This is a genomic window from Pseudomonas matsuisoli (genome assembly GCF_014647635.1).
GTDB classification, from domain to species: Bacteria; Pseudomonadota; Gammaproteobacteria; order Pseudomonadales; family Pseudomonadaceae; genus Pseudomonas_P; species Pseudomonas_P matsuisoli.
Map to the genome: position 1 here is coordinate 489,369 of NZ_BMPO01000002.1, position 19,081 is coordinate 508,449.

A 19,081-nucleotide genomic window follows, 5' to 3' on the forward strand; every position below is an offset into this window, starting at 1 on the left:
TTTTTGCGTAAGGAGAAATGAAAAAGGGGGACAGATCTTGAATCTGTCCCCCTTCGGGATCGCTGGTGTCGTGCCCCCGCGGGTTAGAAGCTGTACTTGGCAGTCAGCATCAGGTTGCGGGGCGTGCCGTAGGTGTCGCCGCCATAGTCCACGGAGCTGGAGATGGACGAGTAGTACTCACGATCGAAGATGTTGTTGGCGTTGAGCTGCAGGTCCAGGTGTTCGTCGACTTCGTAACCCGCCATGAGATTGGTTACGGCGTAGGCGCCTTGCTTCAGGCGATAGCTGCTGCCATCGGCCAGCGCAATGTCGTTGTACATGCGACTCTGCCAGGAAACGTTGCCGCCGACGCGCAGTTTTTCCAGCGGACCTTGGAAGTGGTAGGTGGTGGTTAGCTTGAAAAGGTGCTCCGGCGTATCGGTGTCGAAGCGCTGGTTCTCGTTCTGTGGGTTGGCGTCATCTTTGATGGTGTGTACGGGCGCATAGGTGTAGCCGCCGCCAATCTGCCAGTTTTCGGTGAGTGCGCCTTGCAGTTCGAGATCGATACCCTGGCTGCGAACCTCGCCGGAGGCTTCGCTGCAGTTAGTCTGGTCCACACATCCTGATTTATCGATCAAGGAGGCGGCTCTGTTCTCCTGATCGACACGGAACAGGGCCAAGCTCGCGTTCAGCGCGCCGTCGAAGTACTCGCCTTTGATGCCCACCTCATAGTTCTTGCCCACGATCGGCTTGATCCGCTTGCCTGAGGCATCTTTGGCGGTCTGCGGAGTGAAGATGTCACTGAAGCTGACATAGGCCGAGTGATGCTCGTCCAGGTCGTAGATCAAGCCGGCGTAGCGGGTCACATTGCGGGTGACTTTGTAGTCCCCCTCTGAGCTTTCCTTGTCATCGTAGTCGTACCAGTCCAGGCGTCCGCCCAGAATCAACTTCAACGGGTCTGCCAGGTTCAGGCGAGTGGTCATGTAGACACCGTTTTGGGTCGTGACCGCTCGGCTATTGCCGGTATGGACGAAGTTCGGTTTTCCGCCGTCGAGCGGCCATTCGAGGTCGTACGGGCTGTAGTTGTGGTCTGTCATGTCGTAGATGCGCTCGCTGGCGCCGACTACGAGCTCATGGGTACGCCCGAACGCGTCGAATGGGCCACTGGCGAAGGCGTCCAGGCCGGCCTGATTTTCATCGTGAGCGGATCGGTAGACGGTCCGGCCCAGACTTTTATCTTCAGCCCAACGCGATTGATAGGACCCCTGGAAAATGGCGTTCTGCTCGGAGTAATTGGCATTGAGCTGAAGCTTCCAGTCGTTCGCAAGACGCTGACGCAGTTCGGCGAATACCGTGTTGATCTCCTGGTCCTTGTTTTCCCAGTCGGTGCCTGGGTTGTACGAACGTGACAGGTCCAGGTGACGGCCATCGAGGCCGACCATCGAGGAGCCCCAGAAGTAGTTTGTCTTGTCTTTTTGGTGGGAGAAACCGAGCGTCAGGGTGGTGTCTTCGCTCAGATCCGCTTCCGTCACGGCATAGAACAGGCCATGGTCCTCTTCCCTATCATCGATGAAGCTATTGGCGTCCCGGTATGAGGTGACCACTCGGCCTCGGAGGGTGCCGCTGCTATTAAGCGGGCTGGAAACGTCGATCTCGCCGCGGTAGTCGTCCCAACTGCCAGCAGCGCCGGTCAGGGTAACTTTCTGCTCGGCCAGTGGTCGCTTGCGCACCATATTGATGGCTGCCGATGGATTTCCTGAACCCGTTACGAGCCCCGTCGCGCCGCGTACAACCTCGACACGATCGAACATCGCCAGGTTCGGCTGCGCGCCGACAGTCCATCCCTGGTAACCGCTCGGGATGCCGTCATACATCAGGTTGTCGATGTCGAAGCCGCGTGCCGAATAGGTCTGCCGGCCGGGCCCATTGGAATAGTCGAGAAACAAGCCGGGCGTCGCATTGACCACATCATTGATGCTGGTCATTCCCTGGTCGTCCATGCGCTGACGGGTAATCACCGTAGTGGCCTGCGGCGTTTCACGCATGCTCAGCGGCAGCTTGGTCGCGGTCGACATTGTTCCCGTGGTGTAAGACTTGGAACCCTCGGTGACGCTGCCCAGCTGGGAATTGCTGATTTCAGTGGCTCCAAGTTCCATGGTGCCCGCGGGAGAGGGCTCCTGCGTCTCGCTGTTGTCGTCAGCGAGTGCTGGATTCAGAGTGGCCATACAGATGGCCATGGCCAACAGACTGCGCGGGGTGTTGAAGCAACGCGACGGTGTAAGACGCGACATGAAAGGGTTCCTGACTTAGTAACAAATGGTAACGGGCGCGTATGAGAATCGTTAGCATTTGATTTGTCAAGAATATGTCATGCACCTGAACAGTGCCCACTCGGGCGGGCGTGTCTCGTGTATCAATAAGGAGGTACCAGAAGTAGCTACGCTATTGGCTGGGCGCGTACCCTTCCTTTCCACAAACGCCACACCGCATTTCGGAGCGAGCTCATGAAAACATCCCCCGCCATTCCTTACGACTACGCCACTTGGCGGCACTGCATCACGGTCGAATGCGGCCTTGCATTAACGCCAGCGTTCATCGAAAAACGTCTCGCGATCCTCACTAACCCAAAGGAATACGAGACGGAGCGCTTTACCGAGCTCTACGGCGCTGCTCATTTGCGTTCGGTACTGGATTGGTACCGACAAGCAGCTGCTGAGGCGTCTCCCAGCAATTGATGTTCGATCACGGGCGCCTGAAACATCAGGATGCTTGTACGTTCGTTAAGTGACTGGAGTGAGACACATTACGGCTAGGAGCCCCTTAGAGGCTCTTTTCTTTTCTACTTTAAATGTTATGTTATAACTCATGCATTTATTGCTGATAGAAGGTGCCGCCATATGAGGCTCGGACCTAGCGGTTGCTGCCTGTCACTGCATGCACTGCACATACAAGGCCGCTAACGGTTTTCCGTGCGCCGTCCCTTGGTCGTCAGCCGAACACCTCCAGGGCGATTTCAGCAGACGGCCCAGGCAGCGCGTTTTCTCAATATCAATTGCGTCGCCATCAGGCAGCTCTAATTGGAATCCTCATGACAGCCGTACTTCCCGACGTATCTATGACCGATCTCGCACCTGCATTGCGTCCTCTGGAGTGGGTCGGCATGCAGGGCATAGATTTGTCTTTGCTATTGGAAGAACCGGGCTATCGCCGTGAGGTGCACGCGCGGGCAGATGTTCAGGTCGATCTACCGGCACCCCATATCAAGGGCATCCATATGTCCCGGCTTTATCGGCTGCTGGATACGCTCAGTGATGGCGTTGCCCTCTCGCCTGTCTTATTGCAACCACTGCTCCAGGAAATGATTGATAGCCATCACGACTGCAGTAGCCAGAATGCGCGCCTGCGCTTGCAGATGGATCTTCTGACCCGAAGGCCCGCGCTAATCACCGAAGGGCTATCCGGCTGGAAGGCGTACCCCGTAACACTGGACGCGTCCTTGGTTGGCGGCACATTCGAACTCCGGCTGACGGTCGGCGTGGGTTACTCCTCGACCTGCCCCTGCTCTGCCGCCCTCGCACGGCAAATCGTCGAGCAAGGCTTTCTACACGCGTTTCCGAGCGATCAAGCCATACAGCCGGCAACCGTGGCCGCTTGGTTGCGTCAGAACGCTACGCTGGCCACGCCCCATAGCCAGCGTAGCGAGGCCACGGTAGAGGTCGATGTGCCGAGTGATGCCCCAACCCTAGGACTGTTTGCCCTGATAGACCAAGTAGAGCAAACGCTTGGGACACCGGTGCAAACGGCTGTCAAACGCGCAGATGAACAGGCTTTCGCAGCGTTGAATGGGCAGAACCTCATGTTCGTCGAAGATGCTTCTCGCCGGATACTGGGAGCCCTGAGCGGGGAATATCGGAACCCGCAGGTTCACGTTCGCCACCTTGAAAGCCTGCATCCGCACGATGCCTCGGCATGGGCACGTTCGACGACGGATCAGGTGCTTCATGAACGTTGATGCGACTACCCCGCTCATCCCGGTGACCCTACTCACTGGTTTTCTTGGCAGCGGCAAAACGACTGTTCTCAATCACCTCGTACAGCAGCCTGAGCTGTCCGATGCGTTAGTCATCATCAACGAGTTCGGCGAAATGGCGCTGGATCACCTGCTGATCGCCCACAGCACCGAGAACGTGGTTGAGCAAATGAGCAGCGGATGCTTGTGCTGCACCATTCGTGGCGATTTGGTGAAAACGCTTCGGGATATCACCTGGCGCTTTTCCCGCGAGGGCGAGCGGCAATTCGGTCGCGTCCTCATCGAAACTACGGGGCTCGCGGATCCGGCGCCGATCATTCACACGTTGATGACCGATCACTACATCGCGTCACGTTACCGGCTTGACGGGATTGTCACTGTCGTCGACCTCGCCGTAGGTTCTGACACCCTGGATCGTCACAACGAAGCGATCAAACAAGCGGCAATGGCTGACACCCTTCTCCTTTCCAAATCGGATCTCACTACGAGCGAAAACCGTATAGCCCTGATGCAGCGTTTGGATGCCATCAATCCGAGCGCAACCCGCCATACGGTCTTAGCCGGTCAGGTGTCGAGCACGCATGTGCTGGATCTGGGGCTCTTTTCGACGCGAAGCAAAACGCCAGATGTCGAGCGATGGTTGCGAGAAGAAGATTACGCCACGGTACACGGTCATGGTCATCACCACCACGTTCACGACGTCAACCGCCACGATGACCACATCCGCGCCTTCTGTTTTTCGCTGAGCGAGCCCATTCCTGAGGAAGTACTTTTCGAATGGCTCGAGACGCTCATGGACTTCGTCGGCAGCCGGATTCTGCGCATCAAGGGTGTACTGAACGTCGCCGGACGAGCCCAGCCGTTGGTGCTGCATGGCGTACAGCACATCTTCTATCCGCCGGTGCCCTTGCCTGCCTGGCCCAGTGAAGATCGCCGCTCGCGTCTTGTTTTCATCACGCAGGATGTCGATCGAGATTTTATCGAGCGCACATTCGATGCCTTCCGCGAAATCATGCCCCAGGCGTGGGAGATTTCTGCATGACGGATACCATCCATCTCTACAACACGCTCGCCCGCGCCAAGGTGCCCCTACGGACCGAACGTCCAAACCGGGCAACGCTGTATGTCTGTGGGCCAACGGTCTACAACTACGCACATATCGGCAACGCCCGCCCGGCGGTCGTGTTCGACATTCTTGCGCGATTGCTGCGGCATGACTATGCCGAGCTCGTCTATGCCCGCAACTTCACCGACGTCGATGACAAGATCAACGCCGCTGCTGCGGAGGCGGGCGTTCCCATCAGCGCGATCACTGAGCGCTACATCCGGGCTTACCACGATGACATGCACGCGCTAGGCGTTGACACGCCCGATCTGGAGCCACGGGTCACGGCCCACATGCCGGAGATCATCGAACTGATCCAGACGCTGATCGAGGGTGGACACGCCTACTCGGCAGAGCACCATGTGCTGTTTCATGTTCCATCCTACGCGGGGTATGGCCAACTGTCCGGGCGGCGGCCAGAAGACATGCTTGCAGGCGCGCGCGTCGAAGTAGCGCCTTACAAACGCGACCCGATGGACTTCGTCCTATGGAAACCGTCGAACGACGATCAACCTGGCTGGGAGAGTCCGTGGGGATATGGGCGCCCCGGCTGGCACGTTGAATGTTCCGCGATGATTGGTCGACACCTGGGCACCACTGTCGACATTCATGGCGGCGGACAGGACCTGATCTTTCCTCACCACGAGAACGAGATTGCACAAGGGACCTGCGCCCATGGCGAACTCTATTGCCACACCTGGGTGCACAACAGTTTCGTTACGGTAGACGGGCAGAAAATGTCCAAATCGCTCGGCAATGTACTGTTGGTGCGTGACCTGCTGGCAGAGGCGCCCGGTGAGGCCATCCGCTTTGCGCTGCTGGCCACGCATTATCGCAACCCACTGGATTGGAACGCCGAACGCGTCCTGCATGCGAAGCAGACACTCACCCGCTGGTACAGCCGTCTGGCACAGGTTGAACACGACGAGACTCCGTCATCGACCGTGCCGGTGGATACGCAAGTGCTGTCTGCGTTACGAGATGACTTGAATATCTCGCGAGTTATCAGCCGCTTGCATGAAATGTCGGCAGCCATCGGCCATGTTCAAGACCCGGTCCAAGCCCAACAAGCGGCCCAAACGCTACGTGCCTCTGCAGCGCTGGTGGGCTTGTTGCAACAGCCGGCGCATAGCGCGCTCGGTGCGTTGCGCTCCCGTCTTGTTCACGAGCCGGAGCGTGTCGAAGCCGACGACGTCGAAAAGCTCCTTCGCGAACGCAACGAAGCCCGCCAGCAACGCGATTTTGCCCGCGCGGACGCCGTCCGCCGGCAGCTGGATTCCGCTGGGATCGCGATCTGCGACACGCCCGAAGGCACGCATTGGCGATACGCCGAGGAGGTTTCCTCATGAGGCGCTTCGTTACCCGGATTCTGGTGCTGCTCGTACGCGGCTACCAACTCGCTATCAGCCCCCTACTCGGCCCTCGCTGCCGATTTCATCCGACGTGTTCGCACTACGCGATAGATGCGGTGCAAGCCCACGGACCCCTTAAAGGCAGCTGGCTGACCCTGCGCCGGCTCAGCCGCTGCCATCCCTTCCATCCGGGAGGGCTTGATCCAGTACCTCCTGCCAAATCGCGAGGAGATCGCCCCTCATGCTAACCAATCAAATGCGTAGGCGACATAACGCGCGAGCGCACCAACGCGTGCAGGATGCTCGTTGGGGAGGTGGCGCGTGATTGAGCTCGATGTCCTGATCGTAGGCGCGGGCCCCGCGGGTATCGGTATGGCACTCGCGCTGGATAAGCAGCGAGAGATCAAGTACGGCATCGTCGAAGCGGGACGGATTGGCGAGTCGTTTCGACGCTGGCCGGCGCAGACGCGGTTCATCACCCCATCGTTCTACAGTAATCCGTTTGGATTGGCTGATCTCAACGCCGTCAACGAAACCAGTTCGCCAGCATTGTTCGCGGGCGAGGAGCACCTGAGTGGCGAGGCATACGCGCTTTATCTGGCGGCGCTCTCCGAGCAGCATGACCTGCCGCTGACCGAGCAGTGCAAAGTGACTGCCGTGGTACGGATCGATGACGGTAGTTTTGTCGTATCCACCGACCATGGTGATCTGCATACGCGCTTTCTGATCTGGGCGACCGGCGAGTTTCAGTTCCCCGATCTACAGCCTTTTACCGGAGCGGAACACTGCCACCACTATGCGCACGTCAAGCGCTGGGACGACTTCCCGATCGGGCAGCACACGGTCATCGGTGGCTACGAGAGCAGCCTCGACGCCGCCATCAACCTCGTCAACGCTGGGAGCCAGGTCCGTGTCCTTGCGCGAAGTCAAAGTTGGGGGCCGGACAGCGCAGCCGATCCGAGCCTTTCGCTATCACCTTATACCCGCGGCCGGCTCAACGACGCCCTCCGCTCGGGCAACTTGGAAATCGTTCTCGGCGCAGACGTGATGGCGGTCGATCGTCGCTCGAGCGACGACTTTCACATCATCGCCGGCGATGGTCGCGCCTGGAACGCTTTTTATCCGCCCATCCTGGGCACCGGGTTCTTCAAGGGCGGCGGGGCTCGGCAAATCGAAGAGTTCTGGGATTGGGATGACGAAGGTCGTATCGCACTCACAGAAGTGGATGAGTCAACCCGTACACCAGGGCTTTATTTGGTTGGACCGCAGGTACGCCACGACCCGGTCATCTACTGCTTCATCTACAAGTTCCGCCAGCGCTTTGCCCTGATCCGTGCGCACATTGCCGATCAGATGGGCATCGATCCAGACACACCGGCGAGTGACGGCGACTGGGGCCCCTTCGGCAACAGCGATTGCTGCGAGGACTGCCAATGCTAACGTCGACGCGCTCTACCAACATGCCCGGCCTTCCTGGAGTGGCACTGACATCACTATTGATCGTAGGCGCTATCGCTTTGGGTGCGTGCCTGGGTCACGCAGTACCTTCGGGTGGCCAATGGCTGGGCGATCAGCTGGATTACACGCTGCTCGCGCTCATCGGTTTGTTGTTCTTCGGTGTGCGCTTCGGCGCGTTGCTACAGGCGGTCGGTAATCTGCGTTTTCTACTGGTTGCGCTGGTTACCAACTTCACGGTGATACCGCTAATCGGCTATGGCGTGGCGTCACTTTTCCTGAGCGACCGCCCGTTGCTGATGGTTGGCCTGGTGATTTATTTCATGTCGCCCTGCACCGATTGGTTTCTGGGGTTCACCCGGCTGGCCGGTGGCAACGTTGCGCTGGGCGCGACCTTGATGCCGTTGAACATGATCCTGCAGCTGCTGTTGTATCCGCTCTACCTGGCGCTGTTCACCCAGCAAACGGTGCAAGTCGAAGCGGGAGTCATGGGCGATACGCTGTTGCACTGGTTCCTCTTGCCCTTTGTGATCGCCGTAGCCCTGCATCAAGTAGTGCGTAAAGCCTTGAACAAGGCACGCTTTGAACAGGTGTTGGCCCTTGCGGATGTGATCGTACCCTGGGTCATCGCGCTTCTCGTACTGCAGATATTTGCCGGCAACATCGCAGTGATCATGGAGCACCGCGTTGAATTCGCGTGGGTACTGCTAGCGGTCTTCACCTTTTTTGTCGCGACCTTTTTGATCGGCGAAGGCATTAGTCGCCTGTTTCGTCTGCCGTTTCCAGATCACGCTCTACTCACGATGACCATCGCCGCCCGCAATGCACCATTGATGCTGGCGGTAACCATGGCCGTACTGCCTGACCAGCCATTGATTTACGCCGCGCTGGTGATCGGCATGCTCGTCGAGTTTCCTCATCTCACCGTCTTGCGGCGCGTATTGCTTGCCCTGCGCCAGCGTAACGCGGGCCTGCCCTCCGCAGCCCGTGGGCCCTCTTCCACTTAAACACAAGAACCGATAAGCCATGATCAGGAAAAACCCCCGTGGCGACCTGCCACAGATAGACCCCAGCGCGTTCGTCGACCCAACGGCCATTCTCTGCGGCCTTGTGGTCGTCGAAGAGAATGTTTTCATCGGCCCCTATGCGGTGATTCGGGCAGACGAAATGGATGCCGATGGCAACATTGACCCCATCATCATTGGTGCGCATTCCAACATTCAGGACGGCGTCGTGATTCACTCCAAATCTGGGGCTCAAGTAACCATTGACGAGCGCACATCCATCGCGCACCGTGCCATCGTTCACGGGCCCTGTACCGTTGGCAACGGCGTGTTTATCGGCTTTAACAGTGTGCTGTTCAATTGCACGATCGAGGATCGCTGCGTGGTGCGCTACAACGCCGTCGTCGATGGCGTTCATCTCCCCTCGGGCTTCTACGTTCGTTCGACCGAGCGTATTGGACCGGAAACCGACCTTGCTGCCCTGCCCCAGGTAACGGCCGATGCTAGCGATTTTTCCGAAGATGTGGCGCGTACCAACAACGAGTTAGTACGCGGCTATAAGTCCATCCAGAACGAGTTCTAAACCATGTCCACCTCTGCCGAACAGATCACCATCACGCTGCCCGATGGTGCGCGGCGCGCCTTCGAGCGACCGGTCAGCGTGGCCGAAATTGCCGCCGCCATTGGCCCAGGTCTGGCGCGACAAACCGTTGCCGGCAAGGTCGACGGCCAACTCGTGGATGCTTGCGACCCGATCGAGCACGACGCGACCGTCCATATCGTCACCCCGAAGGACGATGAGAGCCTGCAGATCATTCGCCACTCCTGCGCGCACTTACTGGGCCACGCGGTGAAGCAGCTCTACCCGACTGCCAAAATGGTGATCGGCCCCGTCATCGAAGACGGCTTCTATTACGATATCGCCTACGAGCGAGCCTTCACGCCGGAAGATATCGCCGCTATCGAACAGCGCATGCGTGAGTTGATCGCGCGGGACTACGACGTCGTCAAATGCGTGACGCCTCGGGCAGAGGTGATCGAAATCTTTCAGTCACGGGGCGAGGACTACAAGCTACGTCTCATCGAAGACATGCCGGATGAGCACGCCATGGGGCTGTACCACCATGAGGAATACGTGGACATGTGCCGCGGTCCGCATGTACCTAACACGCGTTTTCTGAAGGCGTTCAAGCTTACGAAACTGGCTGGCGCCTATTGGCGGGGTGATGCGAGAAACGAGCAACTGCAGCGCATCTATGGCACCGCCTGGGCGGACAAGAAGCAGCTCGATGCCTACTTGCAGCGGCTTGAAGAAGCCGAAAAGCGCGATCATCGCAAACTAGGGCGTGAGCTCGATCTGTTTCATTTTCAGGAGGACGCACCGGGCGCCGTGCTTTGGCACCCGCGGGGTTGGGCGCTGTTTCGCGAACTGATCGAGTATATGCGGCGGCGTCAGGAAGATGCGGGCTATACCGAAGTCAATACGCCAGATGTGATGGATCGGCGCCTGTGGGAAATCTCCGGTCATTGGCATAACTACCGTGACCACATGTTCACCACAGAAACCGAAGACGGGCGATCGCTAGCGCTCAAGCCGATGAATTGCCCAGGCAGCGTCTTGCTGTACCGGCACGGCCTGAAAAGCTATCGCGACCTACCGATCCGTATGGGCGAATTCGGCAAGGTTCATCGATATGAGCCGTCCGGCGCCTTGCATGGTCTGTTGCGTGTGCGTCATTTCACCCAGGACGACGCCCATATCTACTGCACACCCGAGCAGATGAACGATGAATGCCGCGAAGTCGTGGCATTGGTGCTGGATATTTATCAGCAATTCGGTTTCGAAGACGTCCGTATCAAGTTATCTACCCGGCCCGACAATCGTATGGGAGACGATGCCACTTGGGACCGGCTGGAAGGCGCGTTGATCCATGCGCTGGATGACATGGGGCTACCTTATGGTCTGAATCCCGGCGAGGGCGCGTTTTACGGGCCAAAGCTGGAATTCGTGCTGCGTGATGCGATTGGCCGCGACTGGCAATGTGGCACCTTGCAGGTTGATATGAATTTGCCGCAGCGGTTCGGGATCGATTACGTGGATGAGAGCGGTCAACGCCAACGGCCCGTCATGCTTCATCGCGCACTGTTCGGTTCTTTCGAGCGCTTTACCGGCATTCTCATCGAGCACCACGCGGGCAAGATGCCTACCTGGCTTGCGCCCGTACAGGCAGTAGTGATGTCCATCAGTTCAGAGTACGCGGATTACGCAAGCGATATTGCCGCATTGCTGCGCACGGTGGGCCTGCGCGCCGAGTCGGACGTTCGTAACGAGAAGATCGGCTACAAGATTCGCGAGCAAACGCTGCAACGCGTGCCCTTCCTTTTAGTGGCCGGTGCGAAAGAACGCGAAGCCGGGACGGTCGCCATTCGCAGCCGTGAGGGCGAAGACTTGGGTACACATTCGTTGGAGCAGGCGGTGGCCATGCTAAGGCGAGAGGCGCAAGCGCCCGATGTTGCCATGCGTGAATCGGCGCAACACGAACTGCGCGCTCGTCTAGGCGCGACGCGTAGCGAGGCCGCCTTGGAGCCCGTGCCGTGACCAGTACACTGCTGCATGCAGATCTGCTGATCCTGGGCGGAACAGTGTTAACGCCCAATGGGGCCGAACGCATCGATATCGCGTGCCAGAGCGGGCGTATCGTCGCGCTTGGAGACCTTCGCGGACGGTGGACGGCAGATGCGACCCTCGATGCTGCTGGGCTGCATGTGTTGCCCGGAGTGATCGACAGCCAAGTGCATTTCCGAGAACCCGGTCTGACGCATAAGGAAACGCTGGAAGCCGGCACGCGTGGCGCTGTGCTCGGTGGCGTTACTTCCGTGTTCGAAATGCCCAACACGCAACCGCTCACGCTAAGCGCCGAGGATTTACAGGCCAAGCTCGATCGAGCCGCGGGCCGTGCGTGGTGCGACTATGCCTTCTATATCGGTGGCTCCGGCGTAAATGCGGAGCACCTGCCCATGCTGGAAAATTTGCCAGGCTGCGCGGGCGTCAAGGTCTTCATGGGCAGTTCCTTTGGTGATCTGCTGGCGGACGATGAGACCGTGTTACGTCGTATCGTGCGAAACGGACGGCGGCGCATGGCCGTACACGCCGAGGACGAGGCGCGGCTAAGAGCACGCAGGGCCCTAGTCGAGGCCAGTGTCAATGTCATTCAGCACCCACACTGGCGCGACGTGAAAAGTGCGTTAATGGCCACGCGGCGCATCGTCGAGATGGCAGCAGAGAGTGGACGGCGGCTGCATATCCTGCACGTGTCTACCGGCGAAGAAATGGCTTATCTCGCGCAACACAAGCATCGGGTGAGCGTCGAAGTGACCCCGCATCACTTAACGCTTTCCGCGCCCGAATGCTACGAACGGCTGGGTACACTCGCTCAAATGAATCCGCCAGTACGCGAGCAGTATCACCAGGACGCCCTCTGGCAGGCAATCCAGGAGGGCGTGGTGGATGTCATCGGCAGCGATCACGCGCCCCACACACGTGCGGAAAAAGCCAAGCCCTACCCAGACTCACCCAGCGGCATGACGGGCGTTCAGACGTTATTGCCTATCCTGCTCGACCACCTGCACCACGGCCGTTTGAGCCTGCACCGACTGGTTGATTTGACGAGCGCCGGTCCCGCTCGGGTATTTGGTATCCAAGGCAAAGGCCGTATTGCACTGGGCTTCGACGCCGATTTGACTCTCGTAGACCTTCACGCGCAACGAACCATCACTAACCACTGGATCGCCAGCGTCAGTGGCTGGACACCTTATGACGGCAAGCGCGTCACTGGGTGGCCCATCCATACCGTCGTGCGCGGCCAGCTTGCCGTCCGCGACGAGGCAATGGCCGGCCAGCCTTGCGGGCAGCCCATCGTTTTTTTTTGATGCTCAACCATAGCCCCGCTTATAGATTGGCGTTTCGATGCCGGATCTTTCCTATCAAGGAACTCACCATGCATTCCAAATCCGAGACCGTTCAGCTGAACGCTCCCGTTCGTTTTGCCACAAGAATTTCCATCGAGCAGGTGGAAGAAGGTCAAGTCTTAGCACCCAAATTCGATCGTGACGGTTTGCTGACCTGCGTCACCACCGATACGCACAGTGGCGAGGTATTGATGCTCGGCTATATGAACGCCGAAGCGTTAGAAAAAACCATCCAGACCGGTGAAGCACACTACTGGAGCCGCTCGCGTCGGATCCTTTGGCACAAAGGGGCTACCAGCGGGCTCGTCCAGCAGGTCGAAGAGCTGCGTATCGACGACGATCAAGATGCCGTCTGGCTTCGCGTCAGCGTATCTGGCTCTGGCGCTAGCTGCCATGTCGGCTACCGCTCATGCTTCTATCGCGAGGTACCGGTTGGCTCTCAGCGTATCGCGGGTGATCGCCTGTTGTTCACGGAATCCGCCAAAACCTTTGATCCAGTTGAGGTGTACGGGGATGCGCCAAATCCGACGAAACTGTAAATGCCTGGGAAGTCGTCGCGATTTGTTTTCGTTTTCTGTCCTACGGTGTTCGCCATCCATCTGAGGCGCCATACAGACAAGGTGAATCAAGTCGACGGCAGCACCGCAACGACTTTATGCTCATCGTAATTCTGCACCGCACTTGGAGACATCATGAGCACCTGCGACAAACATCCCCATCACGCACATGAGCACAAGCCGGGCTGCGGCCATACCGCGATCGAGCACGACGGTCATGTGGATTACTTGCACGATGGGCACCTCCATCACCCTCATGGCGACCATGTAGACGAGCATTCGCTAGATGTGAGCGCCACGAACCCGGAACGCTGCACACCTGATCATCAATGCGCCGGCCATGCGCCGGATCATGTTCATGGGCCGGGCTGCGGACACGAGGCGGTGCCGCATGGTGATCATGTGGACTACCTGGTAGACGGACACCTGCATCATCCACATGGTGACCATTGCGACGATCATGGTCCGGTATCCGTCGTGAAATGAGCATGACCCTCTAGCGTTGCGCCGCAAGCAGCGCAACGCTAGATAGCAGCTCAGGCACTTCTCAGACGTTGGCTGCCAGAGCGGTTCTCTGAGGCAAGTGCGGTTGAGACGATGGCACGTCCGTTCCCAGATGGATGCGTTGATCCGAGACGGCGTCGACCAGCGCTTCATCATGGCTCACCAACAGTACCGCCGTACCGTTTTTGTCCGCTGCCTCGACAAGCAGCTCGATCATTTCCTTCTGAGTGATCAGGTCCAGGCGCGAACTAGGCTCATCAGCGAAAATGAAAACCGGGTCGAGCAACAAAACCCGAAGCAAGGAAAAGCGCTGCAGTTCACCGCCCGAGACGTTGCCTGGCAGCCGGTCCAACAGAACGGAATCGAGTCGCAAGCGAGTCATCAGCCCCTCTATCCGTGAGGCATCGAGCCTGTGTAACCGCACTAGGTCGACCAGATTGCGGCCCAAGGTGATGGTGGGAGGAAAGGCTGCGACCGGATCTTGATACAGCTTCTGGAACGCGACACGTCTGGCTCCGGCGGCGTGTGCGACCTTTCCGGCCTTTGCCTTGGCCAATCCTAGAATGATGTCGCCAAGCGATGATTTGCCACATCCTGAAGGCCCAGTCACTCCGACGATTTCGCCTGGGCGCACGTCGAATGAAAGGTTCTCGAACAGCGTCTTTCCGCCCCGTTCGGCAGTCAGCTCGCTTACCGTAACGACACTTTCCCCCTGAGGACGCGGCCGCTTCCGCGGAGACCAGCGTGTGGGATCGGCGCCCAACAGCACCCGCGTGTACTCATGTTGTGGATTGTTGAGTACGTCGTCCGCGGTGCCGGTCTCGATGATCTTGCCTTTGAGCATAATCATCACGTCCCCACCCAGTTGCCGTGCGACTTCGATGTCGTGAGTGATGATAAGTAGCGCCCCACCCTCGGCTAAGCCGGCTTGAAGCAAGGCGATCACTTCGCCAATGCGTGCGCTGTCCAGGCCTTTGGTTGGCTCATCGGCAATGATCACCTTGGCGCCGCCGGCGTGTGTCGCCGCGAACGCGAGCCGTTGTGCCATACCGCCGGAAAGCTGAAACGGGAATCGGGTCTCCGCGCCTTCCAGTCCTAGGCGCTTGAGGTCGGTACGTGCTTGCTGTCGCGCATCAGACGAAGTGCGACCGGCTACATGCGTGTAGCTTTCCACGACTTGCGGTAAGGCGCGCATGGTTGGGTCGAGACTCAGCCACGGCTCTTGCGGCAATACCGATAACTCACGGCCCCAGAGTTTTTTACGCCCGTCCTCCCGCCCTTCTTCGGTGAAACCATTGGCGAAATGAACCCGGCCATGGGCATGAAGGCCGGCTGGCAAGTTGCCGACGACGCCTTGCGCAAACAGGCTTTTGCCTGATCCGGTCTCGCCAATGATGGTCAGCACACGCCCTGGGTAGAGCTCGATGGACAGCGGCTCCACGAGCTGACGCTCTGCTGTCCGGATTTCCAATGCGTCAGTCTTCAACAGTGGCGTCATGGTTTACGCCCTCCGGCGATCAGCATCAGCGACAAAATGATCAGGAAGATCACCAGAATGGGTGCAGCAATCACGAACGGCTGCTCGGAGAAGTACGGCAACAGTTCCGTGATCATCAGCCCGAGCTCTGCAGTAGGTGGCTTCACACCCACGCTGACGAAACTCAGCGCGGCGATGGCCATGATGGCTGACGCCGCGCCGAATGCCGCGATGGTAAGTAAGACGGGCAGCAGTTCCGGTAGGAGGTGGCGCCGGATGACATACAGCGGACCGAACCCGAGCAAGCGGGTCGCCGCGACGGCGGGTGACGCCAGCACGGTGCGCGATAGCGCGCGTGTCATGCGGAAATATTCGATCCAGAGGACCAACGCCACCGCGCCATAGAGCGCGAGGAACGAGCCTGGGAAAACCGCAACGATCAGCAGGACCAGCAGTAGCCCGGGGAGTGCAAGAAACATCTCGGTCAGCAGGCCCAGCAGCTTATCGACGACGCCCCCCTTCCATGCCGCCAGGATACCCAGCAGCACGCCCGGTATCGCTGCCGTGACCACGCTGACGAGCGCCAGTCCCAACGAAAGCCGGACCGCCGATGCCAGCCGCGCAAGCATGTCGCGGCCCAGGTGATCCGTTCCCAGCGGATGCGCATCGCTAGGGCTGGACAAGATGGCCGAATAATCTTGCTTGGCAATGTCTAGCGGCCAGAACATCGGTACCAGTACGGCAAACAGCACTAACAACACAAAAACGCCCAGCCCGAATAATCGCGCCATGGATTTAGGCGGCGACGTCGCGTCCGCGACCGTCATATCGAAACTCATGCATCCCTCCGGCGTGGATCGATCAGGTGATTCGCCAGGTCGACGAAGGTATTGAGCAGCACGAACAGCAACCCCATCGCCAGCGCAGTGCCCTGCACCATCGGTACATCGCGATGGAACACCGCGTGCACGAGCCCATGACCGATGCCCGGCCACGCAAACAAGGTCTCCACCACGACGACGCCTTCGATCAGATACACCAATTGGACGCCGAGGTAAGTGACCACCGGCACCCCGATGTTGCGAAGCCCGTGACGAACGAACACGCTGAAACCACTCAGCCCTTTGAGCCGGCCGAAGGCGTAGAAGGCGGAGGAAGCCACCCCGACCGTCGCATCGCGTGCGACCCGAGACGACACCGCAGAAAGACCCAGGGCCAGCGTCAGCGTGGGCAATATCGAATGCGCGAATGTCCCGTATCCCGCAGACGGCAGAAGGCGCCAGGTCACGGCGAACACCAGAACCAGCAAGACACCCAGGACAAAATGCGGAATCGCGCGAATGGCGGTACTGACCAGCAGAAGCCCGCGATCCAGCAGCCCGCCCGGACGTAGCCCAGCCATGATGCCCAGCGCGGGACCTATGATGAACGACAGCAGCACTGCGCCGACCGCGAGACGAATCGATCCGCCCAACTCATGGGCGACCACCGCCAGCACGGGCTCGCCCGAGACCAGTGAATGCCCAAGATCGAGGGTCAATAAATCCCCGATCCAGGCGGCGAAGCGGCTCAACACGGGACCATCGAGGTTCAGCTCGGCGCGAACAGCATCTGCGGCAGCGCTGTTCACCATGTCATAGCCGTAGCGTCCTGCGGCAATGCGGTAAGCCGCATCACCGGGAAGCAGACTCATCAGCAGGAAGGTCAAGGCACCGACGAGTACTGCGACCATCACCGCTTGCATGAGCCGAAATGTCAGCAGTCGCGTCATTCCGCCCACCGCATGTGGGTCAGGCCGAAGCTACGTTCGAATGGGTCGATGGCCGCGCCCTCCACCTTCTTGGAGACGGCGATGGACTGGCGGTACCAAGCGATCGGAATCAGCGGCAGGTCATGCTGGATCAATCCCACGATCTTATTGCGCAACTGTTGCTGTTCCGCAGGGTCATCACTCTCGAGCAACGCGCTCATGGTCTTTTCGTAATTCGGATTGTTCCAGCCCAACGGCCCCCATTCCGTACCGCCGCGGGTAAAGTCACCCAGCAGTGTCACCAGTGGATCGGGTACCAGCGCGTAATTGCGTGAGTAAAGAGCAAGCTGCAACGTGCCGTCGGTATGGGCGGCGGGCACCGCGCTGGAACTGGTGACCGACACTTCGACGTCTACGCCGATTTCGCCAAGCTGGGCTTGGACTGCCGTCGCAATCAGGGGCAGTTCAGGCCGATCCGCGTAGGTCAGCAACTGCAAATGCAAGCGTTGACCATTCTTCTCGAGCACACCATCGGCGCCGGGTGTCCACCCCTCCTTCGTCAAAAGCGCTTTCGCTGCTGCGGGATCGAACGTCAACGGCGCCAGCGCCGGGTCGTGCCAGGCAGGCACGTTGTCGGCGAACATTTGTTTTGCATCGGTACCCGGCGTTCGCAATACCGCCGCGGCAATACCTTCGCGCTGGATCCCAAGGCTGAGTGCCTGGCGTACCGCAACCGACGCCGTTGCGCCCTCGCCGGCGTTGGCCTTTAGGATCACGACCCGCGGAACTGGCCCCATGAGTACCTGTACGTCATCCGAACGCTTGAGGCGCGAAATGCTGGGCGCGTCTAGCTGGAAGACCATGTCCGCGCCTTGACTTTCGGCCATCAGGGTACGGGTCTCACCACGGCCTGCAGCCAGGTAAGTGGTTTTGGTAATGGTCGGCTTGGTGCCCCAATAGGCCTCGAACCGCTCGGCCGACAGACGTTGCGGCAGCTCGATGCCAGTCAGTTTGAACGGGCCCGTACCGATGATCTTCTGTACGCGGCCTTCCGCGTCATAGGACGCTGGCGCAAGGATATTGGTCGACGAGTGAGCGAGCACCGAACTCAGAGGCTTGAACGGCGCGTTCAGGGAAATGATTACTTCGTTGCCTTGGGCCTCGATGGTGGCGATGTCGGCATTCTTGAGCATGCCCGGCTGAGCCAGCGCTGCGTTCAATGATTTCTCCACCGCCTTCGCCGTCAAGTCGCTGCCATCGTGGAATTTAACGCCGGGACGGATGCTGAACGTCCAACGTTTGCCATCGGGAGAGACGACCCACTTCTCTGCGAGACCTGGCGCCGGAAGGCCCTTTTCATCGGCATCGAGCAGCGTCTCGGTGATTTGCATCCGTTGGAATACAAAACCAGAGATGGAAGGATCGAGGCCCCCTATTTCGAACGGAGCAACAACGTCGAATACGTCGTCTTCGGCGATAGCAAAGCTGGGGTTGATAGCGAATAGCGCGGTCAGCGCCACCGCGGCCAGATGTTGGCGAGGGGCCTTTAGAAACATGACATTCCTAGTTATCAAAGTTGATCTGAGATGGGTTTCAGCGGAGCCGTCGAGCAACGCGCTGCATCGCCGACAGGACAGAAGCCGGACATAATAGGTATGTTACGAAATAACATCCAGACAGCACGTCGATAATCATTCCTATTTCATCGTTTCTTGTCTCAATAAAACAAAACGGCCCAGGATCTCCGCGCCCGCTATTGATCGGCATAGGTCAGAACGATGGATTGAGAGAAACAGCTTGACCGCCATCAAATGTTACAACATAACATGTTGAATTTCGGGGCTGATATACGCTCAAACGCTGCCTTAGCCACGCCACCCTCTTCAATAGGAAGCGCTT

General features: G+C 58.9%; 17 protein-coding genes. 12 read left to right on the top strand and 5 right to left on the bottom strand.

The genetic code is table 11. The annotated features are described in order from the left end of the window. Positions 1-83: 83 nt before the first annotated feature. Positions 84-2,270, bottom strand: a complete 2,187-nt coding sequence (locus tag IEY47_RS05580; RefSeq protein ID WP_188982161.1) for a TonB-dependent siderophore receptor — start codon at positions 2,268-2,270, stop codon at positions 84-86. 213 nt (positions 2,271-2,483) lie between these two features. On the opposite strand from IEY47_RS05580, the gene IEY47_RS05585 reads away from it, so the two are divergent. From IEY47_RS05585 to IEY47_RS05640, 12 genes are all read left to right on the top strand, one after another. Further along, positions 2,484-2,714: a hypothetical protein gene (locus IEY47_RS05585; RefSeq protein WP_188982162.1), complete on the top strand. Its 231-nt coding sequence runs from the start codon at positions 2,484-2,486 to the stop codon at positions 2,712-2,714. A 353-nt stretch (positions 2,715-3,067) separates the two neighbouring features. Then, complete coding sequence (gene folE2, locus IEY47_RS05590) at positions 3,068-3,991, top strand: GTP cyclohydrolase FolE2 (protein ID WP_188982163.1); 924 nt, start codon at positions 3,068-3,070, stop codon at positions 3,989-3,991. Continuing rightward, complete coding sequence (locus tag IEY47_RS05595; RefSeq protein ID WP_188982164.1) at positions 3,981-5,051, top strand: CobW family GTP-binding protein; 1,071 nt, start codon at positions 3,981-3,983, stop codon at positions 5,049-5,051. The genes folE2 and IEY47_RS05595 overlap by 11 nt, the downstream gene beginning before the upstream one ends. Continuing rightward, positions 5,048-6,463, top strand: coding sequence for a cysteine--tRNA ligase (cysS, locus tag IEY47_RS05600; protein ID WP_188982165.1), 1,416 nt, complete (start codon positions 5,048-5,050; stop codon positions 6,461-6,463). Before IEY47_RS05595 ends, cysS begins: the two co-directional genes overlap by 4 nt. Beyond that, positions 6,460-6,714, top strand: coding sequence for a membrane protein insertion efficiency factor YidD (gene yidD, locus IEY47_RS05605; RefSeq protein ID WP_188982166.1), 255 nt, complete (start codon positions 6,460-6,462; stop codon positions 6,712-6,714). The genes cysS and yidD overlap by 4 nt, the downstream gene beginning before the upstream one ends. Before the next feature lie 73 nt (positions 6,715-6,787). Further along, the gene (locus IEY47_RS05610) at positions 6,788-7,906 is read left to right on the top strand and encodes an NAD(P)/FAD-dependent oxidoreductase (RefSeq protein WP_188982167.1); all 1,119 of its coding nucleotides are present in this window, start codon (positions 6,788-6,790) and stop codon (positions 7,904-7,906) included. Then, entirely contained in the window at positions 7,900-8,928 is a 1,029-nt protein-coding gene (locus tag IEY47_RS05615) for an arsenic resistance protein (protein WP_188982168.1), read from the top strand. The genes IEY47_RS05610 and IEY47_RS05615 overlap by 7 nt, the downstream gene beginning before the upstream one ends. 19 nt (positions 8,929-8,947) lie before the next feature. After that, complete coding sequence (locus IEY47_RS05620) at positions 8,948-9,508, top strand: gamma carbonic anhydrase family protein (RefSeq protein WP_188982169.1); 561 nt, start codon at positions 8,948-8,950, stop codon at positions 9,506-9,508. A gap of 3 nt (positions 9,509-9,511) precedes the next feature. Then, positions 9,512-11,524 (top strand): threonine--tRNA ligase, encoded by a 2,013-nt coding sequence (gene thrS / locus IEY47_RS05625; RefSeq protein WP_188982170.1) that lies wholly within the window; start codon positions 9,512-9,514, stop codon positions 11,522-11,524. Further along, positions 11,521-12,855 carry a dihydroorotase gene (locus tag IEY47_RS05630; protein ID WP_188982171.1) on the top strand — a complete coding sequence of 445 codons (1,335 nt, stop codon included), beginning with the start codon at positions 11,521-11,523 and terminating at the stop codon, positions 12,853-12,855. The genes thrS and IEY47_RS05630 overlap by 4 nt, the downstream gene beginning before the upstream one ends. A gap of 68 nt (positions 12,856-12,923) precedes the next feature. Further along, complete coding sequence (gene hisI / locus IEY47_RS05635; RefSeq protein WP_188982172.1) at positions 12,924-13,433, top strand: phosphoribosyl-AMP cyclohydrolase; 510 nt, start codon at positions 12,924-12,926, stop codon at positions 13,431-13,433. Between the two features lie 153 nt (positions 13,434-13,586). After that, on the top strand, positions 13,587-13,937 hold the full coding sequence (locus tag IEY47_RS05640) for a hypothetical protein (RefSeq protein ID WP_188982173.1): 351 nt from the start codon (positions 13,587-13,589) through the stop codon (positions 13,935-13,937). A 61-nt stretch (positions 13,938-13,998) separates the two neighbouring features. On the opposite strand, the gene IEY47_RS05645 is transcribed toward IEY47_RS05640, so the two are convergent. From IEY47_RS05645 to IEY47_RS05660, 4 genes are read right to left on the bottom strand one after another with little or no spacing between them, the layout of a single operon-like run. Further along, positions 13,999-15,453 carry an ABC transporter ATP-binding protein gene (locus IEY47_RS05645; RefSeq protein ID WP_188982174.1) on the bottom strand — a complete coding sequence of 485 codons (1,455 nt, stop codon included), beginning with the start codon at positions 15,451-15,453 and terminating at the stop codon, positions 13,999-14,001. Beyond that, complete coding sequence (locus IEY47_RS05650; protein WP_188982175.1) at positions 15,450-16,271, bottom strand: ABC transporter permease; 822 nt, start codon at positions 16,269-16,271, stop codon at positions 15,450-15,452. The genes IEY47_RS05645 and IEY47_RS05650 overlap by 4 nt, the downstream gene beginning before the upstream one ends. Further along, the gene (locus IEY47_RS05655) at positions 16,268-17,203 is read right to left on the bottom strand and encodes an ABC transporter permease (RefSeq protein WP_188982176.1); all 936 of its coding nucleotides are present in this window, start codon (positions 17,201-17,203) and stop codon (positions 16,268-16,270) included. Before IEY47_RS05655 ends, IEY47_RS05650 begins: the two co-directional genes overlap by 4 nt. Beyond that, positions 17,200-18,738 carry an ABC transporter substrate-binding protein gene (locus IEY47_RS05660; protein ID WP_188982177.1) on the bottom strand — a complete coding sequence of 513 codons (1,539 nt, stop codon included), beginning with the start codon at positions 18,736-18,738 and terminating at the stop codon, positions 17,200-17,202. Before IEY47_RS05660 ends, IEY47_RS05655 begins: the two co-directional genes overlap by 4 nt. Between the last annotated feature and the right edge of the window lie 343 nt (positions 18,739-19,081).

Excerpts from the sequence above, each read along its gene's own strand:
- IEY47_RS05580 (WP_188982161.1), bottom strand. The coding sequence starts at position 2,270 with ATGTCGCGTCTTACACCGTCGCGTTGCTTCAACACCCCGCGCAGTCTG.
- IEY47_RS05585 (WP_188982162.1), top strand. The coding sequence starts at position 2,484 with ATGAAAACATCCCCCGCCATTCCTTACGACTACGCCACTTGGCGGCAC.
- folE2 (WP_188982163.1), top strand. The coding sequence starts at position 3,068 with ATGACAGCCGTACTTCCCGACGTATCTATGACCGATCTCGCACCTGCA.
- IEY47_RS05595 (WP_188982164.1), top strand. The coding sequence starts at position 3,981 with ATGAACGTTGATGCGACTACCCCGCTCATCCCGGTGACCCTACTCACT.
- cysS (WP_188982165.1), top strand. The coding sequence starts at position 5,048 with ATGACGGATACCATCCATCTCTACAACACGCTCGCCCGCGCCAAGGTG.
- yidD (WP_188982166.1), top strand. The coding sequence starts at position 6,460 with ATGAGGCGCTTCGTTACCCGGATTCTGGTGCTGCTCGTACGCGGCTAC.
- IEY47_RS05615 (WP_188982168.1), top strand. The coding sequence starts at position 7,900 with ATGCTAACGTCGACGCGCTCTACCAACATGCCCGGCCTTCCTGGAGTG.
- IEY47_RS05620 (WP_188982169.1), top strand. The coding sequence starts at position 8,948 with ATGATCAGGAAAAACCCCCGTGGCGACCTGCCACAGATAGACCCCAGC.
- thrS (WP_188982170.1), top strand. The coding sequence starts at position 9,512 with ATGTCCACCTCTGCCGAACAGATCACCATCACGCTGCCCGATGGTGCG.
- hisI (WP_188982172.1), top strand. The coding sequence starts at position 12,924 with ATGCATTCCAAATCCGAGACCGTTCAGCTGAACGCTCCCGTTCGTTTT.
- IEY47_RS05640 (WP_188982173.1), top strand. The coding sequence starts at position 13,587 with ATGAGCACCTGCGACAAACATCCCCATCACGCACATGAGCACAAGCCG.
- IEY47_RS05645 (WP_188982174.1), bottom strand. The coding sequence starts at position 15,453 with ATGACGCCACTGTTGAAGACTGACGCATTGGAAATCCGGACAGCAGAG.
- IEY47_RS05650 (WP_188982175.1), bottom strand. The coding sequence starts at position 16,271 with ATGAGTTTCGATATGACGGTCGCGGACGCGACGTCGCCGCCTAAATCC.
- IEY47_RS05655 (WP_188982176.1), bottom strand. The coding sequence starts at position 17,203 with ATGACGCGACTGCTGACATTTCGGCTCATGCAAGCGGTGATGGTCGCA.
- IEY47_RS05660 (WP_188982177.1), bottom strand. The coding sequence starts at position 18,738 with ATGTTTCTAAAGGCCCCTCGCCAACATCTGGCCGCGGTGGCGCTGACC.